Origin of the sequence: Citrobacter sp. CK199, assembly GCF_030333285.1 — a bacterium.
In the GTDB taxonomy this organism is placed as follows: domain Bacteria; phylum Pseudomonadota; class Gammaproteobacteria; order Enterobacterales; family Enterobacteriaceae; genus Citrobacter_B; species Citrobacter_B koseri.
In genome coordinates, this window is the sequence record NZ_JAOWGF010000025.1 from 92,328 (window position 1) to 105,305 (window position 12,978).

Here is a 12,978-nt window from a genome sequence, read left to right on the forward strand (position 1 = left end):
GGTGTTTCTCAGCAAAAAATCATGGGCAGAGGCGAGAGGGAAAGGAAATGATTTAAATGGCAATGAATATCAGGAAAATGAATAACGATATTCATGGCGTGTTAGTTAATAAGCGGAAAAGCTTAGTCATTATTCATGGTTATGTAACAAATACATCCTCGCTATAGTCGGACTCACCTCTTTAATAGCCCTTGCCATTGCAGGGGCAATGTCCGTGAGTAGAATCATGCCATTATTTTCACATCATCACTTACGTTCGCTTTTACAACGCTATCTGGTACGGGCGGGTACGGGATCTGATATCGCGCAAAAAGTAGCGGATAACCTGGTCGAATCCTCATTAAAAGGCCACGACTCGCATGGCGTGACCCTGTTGCCTCGCTATATACGGGCCATTCTGGCGGGAGATTTGAACCCTGGCGCCACGCTGACCACCTTGTCTGATGCCGGGCCGATTGTCTCTTTTGATGGGGGACATGGCTTCGGCCAGGCGTTGGGCGAACAGGCCATGACCGTGGGTATTGAGCGTGTGCGCCAGTTTGGGGTGGCAATAATTGGCTTGTCTAATACCCACCATCTTGGGCGGATCGGCGCATGGGCAGAGCAGGTGGCGAGCGCCGGGCTGGTCTCGATCCATTTTGCTAACGTGGCGGCGCCGTCGGCCGTGTTGCCGTTCGATGGGCTGCGCGCCAGGCTTGGTACAAACCCCTTTTGCGTGGGCGTACCGCTACAGAACCGCCCTCCGGTTATCCTTGATTTCGCGACCAGCGCCATTGCGGGCAATAAAGCGCGCATCGCCTGGAATGAAGGGCGCGCCATCCCGGCAGGATGCGCGGTAGATGCGAACGGGCAACCCACGACCGACCCTGCCGTATTAATGACTGAGCCGCTCGGCGCTTTGCTGCCTTTTGGCGGCCATAAAGGCGCGGGATTGTCGCTAATATGTAGCTTACTCGGCGCTGCGCTGACCGGCGGCGAGACCGAAAGCCAGCAGATTCCGCCGCGTGCCGGAATCATTAACAATATGCTGTCGATTCTATTTGACCCCGCGCGACTGGGCGCGGAGGAACATTACTCACAGGCGCTGTTAGCGCAGGTTGACTGGGTTCGTAGCGGGCAGGAAGGGCACGATGTGCAGATCCCCGGAGAACCGGAATTGCGCGCGTATGCCCGGCGCCAGGAAGAGGGCATCTGGATTGATGACGTCAGCTGGCAGGCGTTTGTCGCCCTGGAAGCATTAAATACCTGAGCGTGCCTGCGCACCAAAAGACATATTTGGTTATTTGTTTAAACGGATCGGCATGATGGTCAGTTAATGAATGCTGGTGAATAAATAAAGCGATCGTTTTTTGTTTTATCTTTTTTCCTCATATCCATAGCTGAAAAACTTGGTAAGCCGCGAGTGAGAAAATCAATATAGTCATTCTTATATTCCATGAACCTTTCTTACTCTCGCTGCCGAATTTTAATGTGCGGCGTCGTTATTCTTTACAGGAGTTATTATGCATCTGGCGCGTTTTCCCCGGCTTCATTTTGGCCATTTCCCGACTCCACTGGAGCCTCTCACTCAACTTTCACGTTTGCTGGGGGGGCCAAATATCTGGATAAAACGAGACGATTGCACCGGCCTTGCCACTGGCGGCAATAAAACCCGCAAACTTGAGTTTTTGCTCGGCGACGCCCAGGCGAAACAGGCGGATATTATCATTACCCAGGGCGCCACGCAGTCTAACCATGTGCGTCAGACCGTCGCGGCGGCGGCCAGACTGGGTCTGGAAGCGCATGTTTTTCTCGAACAACGCGTCACGACGCTGGGTGATGAGTATCAGCAATCCGGCAATGTGCTGCTGGACGGTTTGCTCGGCGGCAAAATTATTGCTCATTTGCCTGGCGGTACGGATATGCAGCAGGCAATGGAGCATCATGCGGAAAGCCTGCGTGCGCAGGGCCATACCCCTTATGTCATCCCCGGTGGCGGTTCGAACGCAATCGGGGCGCTGGGTTACGTATCCTGCGCGGAAGAGTTGCTTTGGCAGTCCAGCCAGTTACGGCTGCGTATCGATCATATCGTCCATGCCACCGGCAGCGCTGGCACGCAGGCTGGCCTGATTGCGGGTTTAACCGCCACGCACAGCGGCATTCCTCTCCTCGGGATTAGCGTACGCGCCCCGCGTGATAAACAGGAACACAACGTCTGGCGTCTGGCGCAGCAGACCCGGGAACTGCTCGGCGTGCCGGGTGAATTGCCGCGTGAGGCGGTGGTCGCCAACAGTGATTATGTGGGCGAAGGCTATGGTCTGCCCACCGAGGGGATGCTTGAAGCGCTGCAACTGCTGGCGCAGCATGAGGGGATTCTGCTCGACCCTGTCTATTCCGGTAAAGGTATGGCCGGATTGATTGATCTGATCCGTCAAGGCCATTTCCGCAAGGATGAGAATGTGGTGTTTATCCATACGGGAGGAAGCGCAGGTCTGTTTGGCTATCGTCAGGTCATCGCAGATTCTTTGTCATCATGAGCACACCTTTTTTGCTGGGGATTCTTGGCGGCATGGGGCCGCTGGCGACGCTTGATTTGATGCATAAATTGCTGCGCGCAACGCCCGCCAGCAGCGATCAACAGCAAATTCCCCATGTGGTGTGGAATGTGCCGCAAATTGCGGATCGCCAACAGGCGCTGGCGGGAACGGGGCCTTCGCCGTTGCCGCAGCTCTTGCTCGGTGTGGAACAGCTGAACCGCGCGGGCGCCAGCCACATTGTGATCGCCTGTAATACGGCGCACCACTGGTATGAGGCGCTGGCGCAGCACAGCGACGCGCCGTTGCTGCATATTGTGGACGCCACGCTGGCGGTATTTGAAGGGAAAGAGAAGCCCCGCCGGGTCGGGCTTATCGCTACGCAGGGCACGCTGGATGCCGGTTGGTTCCAGCACGGTTTCGCCTCTATGGGGATTGAAAGCGTGCAGCCGACGCCAGAGGAGCTACGGCAGTGGTTTGTGCCGGGGTGCTATGCGGTAAAACGCGGCGAACTGCGTACCGGTGGTGAGCTGCTGAGTTTACAGGCTCAGGCATTGCGCGATCGCGGCGCAGAGAGGCTGGTGCTGGCCTGTACGGAAGTGCCGGTTGCGCTGGCGGAGGTGACATCCCCGCATTTAACCGTGTCGATTGATCCCGCAGAAGCGCTGGCGCAACAGTGTGCCCGGTTATGGCTAACGCAGCGCGAAGCATGGCATTAATAACGTTATTATTTAAAGGATAAATTAAATGAAAAAAAGTCTCTGCGTATTACTTACAGCGGGTGGCCTGTGGGTCAATACCAGCTTTGCCGAAACCCCCGCAGAAGTCCGCGTGGCATACAGCGGCGGTTCTCAGGTGCTGATGCTGGCAAAAGCCGATGGTTCTCTGGATAACGCTTTACACAGCAAGGTCAAATGGGTGCAATTTGCGTCCGGTGCGGATGCGTTAAATTATTTTGCCAGCAACGCGATTGATATTGCCAATTTCGGCTCCAGCCCGGCAACGGCAGGCATTGTCAGAAAACTGCCGGTGGAGATTGTCGGTGTCTCCGGGGTGATTGCCAGCTACGAGCGTTTAATTGGTAAAGACGGCATTACCCGTATTAACGATATTGAAGGTAAACGCGTAGCTTATCCGCCAAACTCGACGGCGCAATATGCGCTTGAAGCCGCCATCAGCGTTAACCATCTCGATCGCAGCAAAATAACCTTATTGCCGCTGCGTCCGGCGGAAATGGTCGCGGCCTGGAAACGCGGCGATATCGACGCGGGCTATGTCTGGGCGCCGTTTGCTCAGGAACTTGAAGCCTCCGGCGGGCATCAGGTATTCGCGACCAAAGATCTGCAAAAGGACGGCTACCTGATTTACAACAATTACGTCGTGCGTAAAGCCTTTGCCGAGCAGTATCCGCAAACCGTCAGCGCGTTCCTGCGCGTTCACCAGGAAAAAGTTGATGAGTTTAAGAAAGACCCGGAACGCGCGGCGGCGATTGTGGCGAAAGAGGTGGGCGCGCCGGTGACGACTGCCGTGAATACGTTGGGTGGGCTGGAATACCCAACCCTGACGCAGCAGGGTACGGCGGACTGGCTTGGCAATGGAACCCAGACGACTGACAGCGGTATTGGTAAAGCGCTGACCAAAACCTCTGACTTCCTGGCGGGGATTGGCGAGATCCGCAAACGTGATATCCCGGCGAACTGGGACAGCGCCATTAACTCCCGCTACATCCGTGACGCGGCGGTAGCAGCGCAATGAGATTGAGTTATCACATCGCCATCAGCGTCGTTTCGGTGGCTATTTTCTTTATCGTCTGGCAAGTGGTGACGATGCGGCAATGGGTGGATCCGCTGCTGCTGCCGTCGCTACAGGATATCGGTCTGACAACCGAAGAGCTGTTGGCTGATGGTTATCGTCAGGTGCCGTTGTGGGAGCATGTCGCAGTCAGCCTGGCCCGGGCCTTAAGCGCTTTTTCTGTGGCAATTATCATCGGCATCCCCCTGGGGTTGCTGATGGGGTTGTCGGAAGGTCTGGCGGCGGTACTGAATCCGTTCGTGCAGTTTTTGCGCCCGCTACCCAAGATTGCGCTTATTCCGCTGGCGGTCGTCTGGCTGGGGATCGGTGAGGCGTCGAAGTTCTTTCTGATCTTCATCGCCACCTTCCTGAGCGTGGTCGTGGGGGCATCTGCTGCGGTCGATCGTATTGGCCGCTCGCGCATTCGTGTGGCGCAAACGCTCGGCGCGTCGCGCAAACAGATTTTTCTGCGCGTGGTGTTGCCGGATGCGCTGCCGGAACTGTTTACCACCGTCAGGCTGTCGATAGGGATCGGCTGGACATCGCTCATCGCGGCGGAAATGGTGGCGGCCAGTTCGGGTCTCGGCTGGATGGTGATTAACGCCAGCTCGTATCTGCGAACCGATATCGTGATGCTGGGGATCCTGCTGCTCGGCGGTATCGGCTATTTACTGGATTTATTGCTGCTGGGGCTGCAACGCTTTTTTGTGCCCTGGGCGGGGAAAGAGTAATGAGTGCCATCACACTGGAAAACGTATCGCTCTCTTTTGCGGCAAAACCGCAGCCGTTCACGGTGCTGGACGATATCAGCCTGTCTCTGGAGAAAGGGGAGTTTGTTGTTCTGTTGGGGCCGTCCGGCTGCGGGAAGTCCACGATCCTGAATCTGGTCGCCGGATTCAACAAGCCGGATCGCGGGCGCGTGGCGGCAGGCGGAAAGACAGTGAAGCTGCCAGGGCCAGACCGGGGAATGATCTTCCAGCAGCCAAATTTGTTTCCCTGGCTGTCGGTACTGGAAAACGTCACCTTTGGCCCACGGCTGGGGAAATACCACAAAGATGAGGTCAACGCCCAGGCGCTGGACTGGCTGACGCGGGTAGGGCTGAAAGGCTTTGAACATCATGCGCCCTGGCAACTCTCCGGCGGGATGAAACAACGCGTGGCGCTGGCCCGCGCCTGGCTGCCGGAGCCGGAGGTGTTGCTACTCGATGAACCGTTCGGCGCGCTGGATGCGCAAACACGTCTGATGATGCAGGAACTCCTGCGCGATGCCTGGCTTGCCACCGGCACCACGCTGCTGTTTGTGACTCACGACGTAGAAGAGGCGCTGTTCCTGGCCGATCGTATTCTGATTATGTCGGCGAAGCCCGGAAAAATCGTTGAGGAGGTCATCCTGCCTTTTGGCCGCGAACGCGATATCGAAACCCTGGCTGAACACCCGGCTTACAGTGGGATCAAACATCACGTACTGCACCGGGTGCGCCAGGAGGCGAAGCGCCATTTAGGATGAAAACACCGCCAGCGTGGGCGCGTTATTTCTTAACTAATGCCCAATCATCCTCGCCTGGGGAATTAAGCGGAAATAAAGATGCTCCGGCACCGGGCTATCCCAGGCGCCGGCATACATCGCAATCGCGATAGCGGCAAAAAGTATCCCGAGTATCAATATTGTCATGGCGACGCCCGAGAGCGCGGCCTGTCGCCATAACGGTTTTATCGCCTCGCGTTTTCCTTCCGGCGCGCCAGAAGGCGTGCGTAGTGAAAAGTTGAGCGTTGAGGCAACCGGGCAGGACTCCACGCAGGTCATGCAGCCTGTGCATTCAACGGTTCTGACTTGAATCAGCTTGTCTACCGGGATACGGGAGGGACAATTTTGAGCGCACTTTCCACAATCAATACAGCTGTCGGCATTGCGGCGGATTTTAAAGGGAGAAAAAAACGAAAACAGACCAAGCAGAGCGCCGTAAGGGCACAGATAACGACACCAGAAATGACGAATAAATAAGCTGGCGACGGCGAAAAATATGACGCAGATAAGCGTGGTTGTTCCAATATTGCGGAAAAAATCGAGCATTTTAACGTCGATAATAATGCCATAAGCTGACATCAGGAACATCTGAATACCCTGTGCAGGCATGGATAACGCGATATAAAGAAAAAAGCTCAATAACAGATATTTCAGACCGCGCAGGGGAATATCCAGCCAGCGGGGCAGGGTAATCGACGGCCCAAAGAGCATTTCCCCGAGTTTGCCGATCAGCTCTGACAACGTGCCAACAGGGCACAGCCATGAGCAAAAAGATTTTTTTAGCAGCAGGCTGATGACGATAAATGCAACCAGAAGCAGCATGGAGGCGGCGTGAACAGGAGGGAGCAAACCGGTTTCCCAGGTGTATCGGATGTTCATCAAACCGGCGACAGGAAGCCAGCCTTCAATACCACCGGGTCTGGGGACGTAAACGCTGGCGGCGGCAGTTTCGTAATACCGGATCCAAAAATAGAATGTGATGCCAATATAAATATTGATCAGCAGGAGCAGAAATTGTGTCGCCCTGCGCCAGGTCGATGCATTTCGCCAGTCATTCCACGGCAATTTACCGCCGATGGTGCCTGGTCGACGCTGCCAGCGCGTTCTTTTCATCCCACCCATGATCTTTATTTCCCTGTGAACATGTATTCAGAATGCCACTATGCTACGGCGGTTCCCGGGGGCAGGGTTTGATTTATATCGGATTAACGGCTTTTGCCACGGAATAATGACGATGGAGCAGTTTTGCGAGCGTCTGCTTTTGGAGTTGAGTTATAATGAATGCACTTGTGCACAGTGCATATGTGCGTTACAATGTTCCTGTCCTGAGGAAACGGAAGGCAACCTGGAATGCCAAAGAAACTTGTCAGTATTGAAGACTTCCGTGACCAGTGGCTGGATGATTTTTTTATGTACTCTGCACCACATAAGAAAGTTCCCCCGGATATACATTCAGCATTGGCCCGTAAGCTCGATATCATAAACGCGGCAGTGAGCTACAAGGATTTGAAGTCACCGCCGGGTAACAGATACGAAGAACTGGAAGGTAAATTGCAGGAATATTCTTCGATAAGAGTTAACAAGCAATATCGTTTGATATTCAAATGGGTGAACGGCAAGGCACAAGACCTCTACCTTGATCCACATGAGTATTAAACAAGCGTGAAACTATCGGCTTAGCCATTTGTACAAGGTTAAGCCGAGTCAGCGGCTTAATTGCCCTCAAAATGGATGGACTAACTCATGAACCAGGCAACCAGAAAACCCACGACAGTTGGTGATATCCTTCTGTATGAATACCTGGAACCGCTTGACCTCAAAATTAATGATCTCGCGGAAATGTTGCAGGTGCATCGTAATACCGCCAGCGCATTGGTTAACAACAATCGTAAACTCACGACTGACATGGCTTTTCGCCTGTCTAAAGTTTTCGATACCTCTGTAGAGTTCTGGATGAACCTACAGACTGCTGTAGATGTATGGGAAACTGAAAACAATGCCCGCCTTCAGGTAGAGATGAGCAGGGTGATTACGGCGAGCGATTTTCTTGCGGAACGTCAGAAACAAGAAAAGAAAGTCGCGTGACCAGCCGAAAGAATGGAAAAGGCTGCAAGGTTTAACCGTTGAGGCCAGCAGCTTCCCTGTGACGTTAATGTGAATTTTTTACCGTATCGCGGTGATAAAAATAAGGGGGCGGGCAGTGTGCCAACCCCCCGTTTATTATTTTATGGGTGTTTGATAAAGCGGGAAAGACGCTGTATCAGCAAGCGGTTTTCCTGGCGTAGCCGGTCATTTTCTTCCAGCAAGGTCAGCGTCATCGCGATGCCCGGCCAGTCCAGCGCCAGCTCCTGGCGCAAACGTAAAGCACGCTGCACGACGATCGCCGCATGATCGTCAAATAACCAGGATGCGGTTTCGTTCTCGCAGGGCTCGATCACCCCAAGCCCGACAATTTCGTTAAGCTCTTCCTCCGAAACCCCGGTATGTAGGCAAAATTCGGTAATTGTAAAGGTGACGGTTACGTTAGCCATTATGCTTTCCCCCACTCTTTGCGTGGATCAAAGGAGGACTGCGCGTCCGCCAGTTGCTGCCACAGGGCTGTGGCACTGTCGTCGGGTTTCGGCGGCATCACGATTTTGATCACAGCGTACAGATCGCCCGTGTGTTTTTTACTGACCAGGCCTTTGCCTCTGATGCGCAGGCGCTGCCCGGCCTGACTGCCTGGCGGGATGGTCAGCAGAATCTTCTCTTTTAGCGTTGGTACGGCGACCTTCGCGCCCAGCGCGGCCTCCCATGGGGCGAGAGGAACCACAATCTCCAGATCCTGATTGACGATATCAAACAGAGGATGCGGCGCGATATGAATCACTAACCACAGATCGCCATTCGGCCCGCCGTTTTCCCCCGGCGTTCCCTGGCCTTTCAGACGAATGCGCTGGCCGTTGCCAACGCCTGCGGGAATTTTCACATTCAGCGTTTTAGGGATCTCACGCTCCACAAGACCGAACACGTTATACACTGGCAAGTTATAGCTGATTGTACGGCTGTGTTCGGCAAGGGTTTCCTCCAGGAACACCGCCACTTCAATCTCAATATCGTGGCCGCGCGTCGCCTGACGCTGGCGGGATTGTCGGCCGTGTTGCCCAAAGATGGACGAGAAAATGTCGTCAAAATCTTCGGCGTTATAACTCTGGCCTTCGCCCTGCTGGAACTGTTGGTTGAACTGCGGATCGTTGCGGTGTTGCCACAACTGGTCGTATTCGGCGCGGCGCTGTTCATCACTCAGCACTTCCCATGCTTCCGCCACCTCTTTAAAGCGGGCTTCGGCATCAGGCTCTTTGCTGACATCAGGATGGTATTTGCGGGCCAGTCGGCGGTAGGCGGTCTTGATAGTCTTGAGATCGTCCGTCGGTTTCACGCCCATAATGGCGTAATAATCCTTTAATTCCATAGCGTTATCTCGCGTAAATCAATACATACGGCAGGGAATCCCCGGAAAAGTCATCGTTGTTAAGTGTAGGGTAAACCCGAAAGATGCGTATGAAAACAGCAAAATCATTATTAAAACTAATGCGTTTCGCCTGTAATGAGCGGGGCGGCGCCGACATAACTTTACAGCGCAAAGGTTGCTAAAACCTTGTCAGTGGCTAAGATAACTCGCGTCAATCAGTGAGGATGTCATGGCGAAACGTCAACAACTGGGATGGTGGTTCCTCTGCCTGGCATGTGTTGTGGTGATAGTGTGCACCGCGCAGCGCATGGCGGGTCTGCACGCCTTGCAGATGGCGCCAGCCGCGACGGCGGTCGTCACTCAGGCGGATAGCTCGTCTGCTGATGATGCCTCGCCCGTGACGCCATGCGAACTCAGCGCGAAATCATTGCTTGCCGCGCCGCCCGTGCTGTTTGAAGGGGCGATTCTCGCGCTGTGTCTGTTGTTGTCCCTGCTGGCACCCGTACGCGCCGTACGCCTGCCATTCTTTCCACCGCGAGCAATCTCGCCTCCCACACTAAGAGTCCATCTACGCTTCTGCGTATTCCGTGAATGACAGTCTGGCCGTTGCTGACTGTTAATTACCTGTTCACGGAGAAAAAATATGATCACTGTTTTCAGGCAGACTTTGTGCTGTCTGTTATTGCTATGGCTGCCCGTCTCGTGGGCGGCAGAAAGCGGCTGGCTGCGCTCGCCGGATAACGACCATGCCAGCGTCCGCCTGTGCGCGGACACGTCCCCGGAAGGCGAAACCCGGCTACTGTTGGATGTAAAACTGGAGGACGGCTGGAAAACCTACTGGCGTTCGCCGGGGGAAGGGGGCGTGGCGCCCGCCATTGCCTGGAAAGAAAATATGCCTGCGGTTGACTGGTTCTGGCCGACGCCGTCGCGCTTTGACGTCGCCGGTATGACCACCCAGGGTTATCACCACCGCGTGACCTTCCCGATGACGGTTCGCGGTCCGTCACCCGCGATGCTCAGCGGTGTGCTGACCTTGTCCACTTGCAGCAATGTCTGCCTGTTGACCGATTACCCCTTTACCCTCAAACCTTCGGCGCATGACCCGGCGTTCGCGCATGACTATGCCCAGGCGATGGGGCAGATCCCGCTCTCCCGGGGGCTGACGCAGACGCTCAGCGTGGGCGCTCGTCCTGGTAAGCTGGTGGTTGAAGCCACGCGTGCCGGAGGCTGGTCATCGCCAGCATTGTTTCTCGACGCCGTTGATAACGCTGATTTTGGCAAGCCGCAACTGCGTGTTGAGGGCGAAAAACTGCTGGCGATGGTTCCTGTCAGCGACGGCTGGGGAGAAGGGGCGCCCGATTTGCGTGGTCAAACGGTCACGCTGGTACTGGCGAATGACGGCGTGGCTCAGGAAAGTACCCTGGCGATCGGCAGTACGACGGCAAAAATGGCCGATAGCGCCGAACTGCCGCTCTGGCAGGTGATGTTGATGGCGCTGGCGGGTGGGTTGATTCTCAACCTGATGCCCTGCGTGCTGCCCGTACTGGGGATGAAGCTCGGCTCGATTCTGCTCGTCGAAGAGAAAAGTCGTCAGCGGATACGGCGGCAGTTTCTGGCGTCGGTTGCCGGGATTATTGCCTCTTTTATGGCGCTGGCGATGCTAATGACCGTTCTGCGGCTGACCCATCAGGCGCTTGGGTGGGGCATTCAGTTCCAGAGCCCGTGGTTTATCGGGTTTATGGTGCTGGTGATGTTGATCTTCAGCGCCAGCCTGTTCGGGCTGTTTGAATTCCGTCTGCCTTCCGCGATGACGACCCGACTTGCCACCCACGGCGGCAACGGGATGGCCGGTCATTTCTGGCAGGGCGCGTTTGCCACGCTGCTGGCGACGCCGTGCAGCGCGCCGTTTCTCGGGACGGCCGTTGCGGTGGCGTTGACGGCCTCCTTCCCGGTGTTATGGGGGCTGTTTCTGGCGCTCGGGGTGGGGATGAGCCTGCCGTGGCTGTTTGTCGCGCTACGCCCTGGTCTGGCGCTGCGCCTGCCGCGTCCCGGACGCTGGATGAACGGATTGCGGCGCGTACTGGGCGTTATGATGCTCGGTTCGGCAATCTGGCTGGCGACGCTCCTGCTGCCGCATCTGGGATACGCGACAAGCAGCCCGGCGAAAGAGCGCGTCGTCTGGCAGCCGTTGAGCGAACAGGCGATCCAGGACGCGCTTGCGCAGCACAAACGCGTATTCATTGACGTTACCGCTGAGTGGTGCATTACCTGCAAGGTCAATAAGTACAACGTGTTACAGCGAGAAGAGATACAGGATGCGCTGCAACAGCCGGATGTTGTCGCATTGCGCGGTGACTGGACGCTGCCTGCGGATGACATCACCGACTTTTTGAAAAAACGCGGTCAGGTGGCTGTGCCGTTTAACCAGATTTATGGCCCCGGTTTACCGCAGGGTCAGTCATTGCCCACGCTGCTGACGCGCGATGCGGTGCTGCAAACGTTGCGCGATGCGAAAGGAGTTACGCCATGAAATATCTGATGATCATGCTGTTAGCGCTGTTTACCGGTCTGAGCGCGGCGAAAGAACCCGCGCCGTTTACGCCGGAGCAGGAAAAGCAAATTGAAGCGCTGATCCAGGAAGCGCTGTTTAACGATCCTGCCAGCCCACGGATAGGCGCGGAGAAGGCGACGCTGACGCTCGTCAATTTTACGGACTACAACTGCCCGTACTGCAAGCAGCTCGATCCGTTGCTGGAGAAGATCGTGCAAAAGTATCCGCAGGTCGCGGTAGTGATTAAGCCGCTGCCGTTTAAGGGCGAAAGCTCGGTACTGTCGGCGCGTACCGCGTTAACCACCTGGCGTGAGCACCCGCAGCAGTTTTTAGCGCTACATGAGAAACTGATGCAGAAAAAGGGCTACCACACCGCCGCCAGTATTAAACAGGCGCAGGAAAAGTCCGCCGCCACGCCGGTTACGCTGGATGAGAAAAGCATGGAGACGTTGAGCACCAATCTGCAACTCGCCCGGCTGGTTGGCGTTCAGGGGACGCCGGCAACCATCATTGGCGACGAGATGATCTCCGGCGCGGTATCGTGGGAGACCCTTGAGGCGGTGGTGAAAGAAAAACTGGCGGTGGCCCATGCTCAGTAAACTGCGCCGCTGGCTGCGTGAAGGCGCGATCTTACTGGTTCTGCTGGCTGGCGTGATAATCCTGCTGGATGTCTGGCGTTCTCCGCAGATGCCGGCCATGTTTGACAGCACGCCGCTGCATACGCTGGACGGGGAGACCGTAACGCTGGCGTCGATCAGTGAAGAGCGCCCGGTGCTGCTCTACTTCTGGGCGAGCTGGTGCGGTATCTGCCGTTTCACCACGCCGGATGTCGCCCGTTTGCAGTCGGAAGGGGAGAGCGTCATGACCATCGCGCTGCGTTCCGGTAATGACGGGGAGGTTTCCCGCTGGTTATCGCGTAAAGGGGTGACGTTCCCCGTCGTGAATGATAGCGGCGGTGAGATATCACGAAACTGGGAAATCAGCGTCACGCCAACGCTGGTGGTGGTGTCGAAGGGGCAGGTGGTAACCACGACCAGCGGCTGGACCAGCTACTGGGGCATGAAGTTACGTCTGTGGCGGGCAGCCATGTTTTGATAGCGTGCCGGGGAAACCCGGCATTTTTTAACCCATTGTCAGGATGTGTAAA

General features: G+C 55.7%; 15 protein-coding genes. 12 read left to right on the forward strand and 3 right to left on the reverse strand.

Translation table 11 applies throughout. The features are described 5' to 3' along the window. The first annotated feature begins 226 nt into the window (after positions 1-226). The 6 genes from OGX75_RS09260 to OGX75_RS09285 all read left to right on the forward strand — a co-directional run bounded on the left by OGX75_RS09260 (position 227) and on the right by OGX75_RS09285 (position 5,811). Positions 227-1,249: a malate/lactate/ureidoglycolate dehydrogenase gene (locus OGX75_RS09260; protein WP_286451630.1), complete on the forward strand. Its 1,023-nt coding sequence runs from the start codon at positions 227-229 to the stop codon at positions 1,247-1,249. Between the two features lie 253 nt (positions 1,250-1,502). After that, positions 1,503-2,516, forward strand: coding sequence for a D-cysteate sulfo-lyase (cuyA, locus tag OGX75_RS09265; protein ID WP_199977566.1), 1,014 nt, complete (start codon positions 1,503-1,505; stop codon positions 2,514-2,516). Then, the gene (gene cuyB / locus OGX75_RS09270) at positions 2,513-3,232 is read left to right on the forward strand and encodes a cysteate racemase (RefSeq protein WP_199971441.1); all 720 of its coding nucleotides are present in this window, start codon (positions 2,513-2,515) and stop codon (positions 3,230-3,232) included. Before cuyA ends, cuyB begins: the two co-directional genes overlap by 4 nt. 28 nt (positions 3,233-3,260) lie before the next feature. Continuing rightward, positions 3,261-4,268: a taurine ABC transporter substrate-binding protein gene (locus OGX75_RS09275; protein WP_199971442.1), complete on the forward strand. Its 1,008-nt coding sequence runs from the start codon at positions 3,261-3,263 to the stop codon at positions 4,266-4,268. After that, positions 4,265-5,035 carry an ABC transporter permease gene (locus OGX75_RS09280; RefSeq protein WP_286451628.1) on the forward strand — a complete coding sequence of 257 codons (771 nt, stop codon included), beginning with the start codon at positions 4,265-4,267 and terminating at the stop codon, positions 5,033-5,035. The genes OGX75_RS09275 and OGX75_RS09280 overlap by 4 nt, the downstream gene beginning before the upstream one ends. After that, positions 5,035-5,811 (forward strand): ABC transporter ATP-binding protein, encoded by a 777-nt coding sequence (locus OGX75_RS09285; RefSeq protein WP_012132930.1) that lies wholly within the window; start codon positions 5,035-5,037, stop codon positions 5,809-5,811. The genes OGX75_RS09280 and OGX75_RS09285 overlap by 1 nt, the downstream gene beginning before the upstream one ends. Positions 5,812-5,844: 33 nt before the next feature. Here the strand turns inward: OGX75_RS09285 and OGX75_RS09290 are convergent, their stop codons facing one another. Next, positions 5,845-6,951 carry a 4Fe-4S binding protein gene (locus OGX75_RS09290; RefSeq protein WP_286451626.1) on the reverse strand — a complete coding sequence of 369 codons (1,107 nt, stop codon included), beginning with the start codon at positions 6,949-6,951 and terminating at the stop codon, positions 5,845-5,847. Positions 6,952-7,179: 228 nt separating this feature from the next. On the opposite strand from OGX75_RS09290, the gene OGX75_RS09295 reads away from it, so the two are divergent. Both OGX75_RS09295 and OGX75_RS09300 read left to right on the forward strand, forming a co-directional pair. Further along, complete coding sequence (locus tag OGX75_RS09295) at positions 7,180-7,485, forward strand: type II toxin-antitoxin system RelE/ParE family toxin (protein WP_058668984.1); 306 nt, start codon at positions 7,180-7,182, stop codon at positions 7,483-7,485. A gap of 87 nt (positions 7,486-7,572) precedes the next feature. After that, complete coding sequence (locus tag OGX75_RS09300) at positions 7,573-7,914, forward strand: HigA family addiction module antitoxin (RefSeq protein ID WP_012132926.1); 342 nt, start codon at positions 7,573-7,575, stop codon at positions 7,912-7,914. A 140-nt stretch (positions 7,915-8,054) separates the two neighbouring features. On the opposite strand, the gene cbpM is transcribed toward OGX75_RS09300, so the two are convergent. Together cbpM and cbpA are read right to left on the reverse strand one after the other, a co-directional pair. Further along, positions 8,055-8,360: a chaperone modulator CbpM gene (gene cbpM / locus OGX75_RS09305; protein ID WP_047457663.1), complete on the reverse strand. Its 306-nt coding sequence runs from the start codon at positions 8,358-8,360 to the stop codon at positions 8,055-8,057. After that, positions 8,360-9,280 (reverse strand): curved DNA-binding protein, encoded by a 921-nt coding sequence (gene cbpA, locus OGX75_RS09310; RefSeq protein ID WP_286451624.1) that lies wholly within the window; start codon positions 9,278-9,280, stop codon positions 8,360-8,362. The genes cbpM and cbpA overlap by 1 nt, the downstream gene beginning before the upstream one ends. A gap of 229 nt (positions 9,281-9,509) precedes the next feature. Here cbpA and OGX75_RS09315 point away from each other — a divergent pair, with 229 nt between their 5' ends. Genes OGX75_RS09315 through OGX75_RS09330 form a run of 4 tightly spaced genes read left to right on the forward strand, consistent with a single transcriptional unit; the run spans position 9,510 to position 12,926 of the window. Then, complete coding sequence (locus OGX75_RS09315; RefSeq protein WP_047457658.1) at positions 9,510-9,875, forward strand: hypothetical protein; 366 nt, start codon at positions 9,510-9,512, stop codon at positions 9,873-9,875. A 48-nt stretch (positions 9,876-9,923) separates the two neighbouring features. Next, entirely contained in the window at positions 9,924-11,810 is a 1,887-nt protein-coding gene (locus tag OGX75_RS09320; protein WP_286451623.1) for a cytochrome c biogenesis protein CcdA, read from the forward strand. Beyond that, positions 11,807-12,430 (forward strand): DsbA family protein, encoded by a 624-nt coding sequence (locus tag OGX75_RS09325; RefSeq protein ID WP_060816116.1) that lies wholly within the window; start codon positions 11,807-11,809, stop codon positions 12,428-12,430. Before OGX75_RS09320 ends, OGX75_RS09325 begins: the two co-directional genes overlap by 4 nt. Further along, positions 12,420-12,926: a protein disulfide oxidoreductase gene (locus OGX75_RS09330; protein ID WP_058668985.1), complete on the forward strand. Its 507-nt coding sequence runs from the start codon at positions 12,420-12,422 to the stop codon at positions 12,924-12,926. The genes OGX75_RS09325 and OGX75_RS09330 overlap by 11 nt, the downstream gene beginning before the upstream one ends. Positions 12,927-12,978 lie beyond the last annotated feature (52 nt).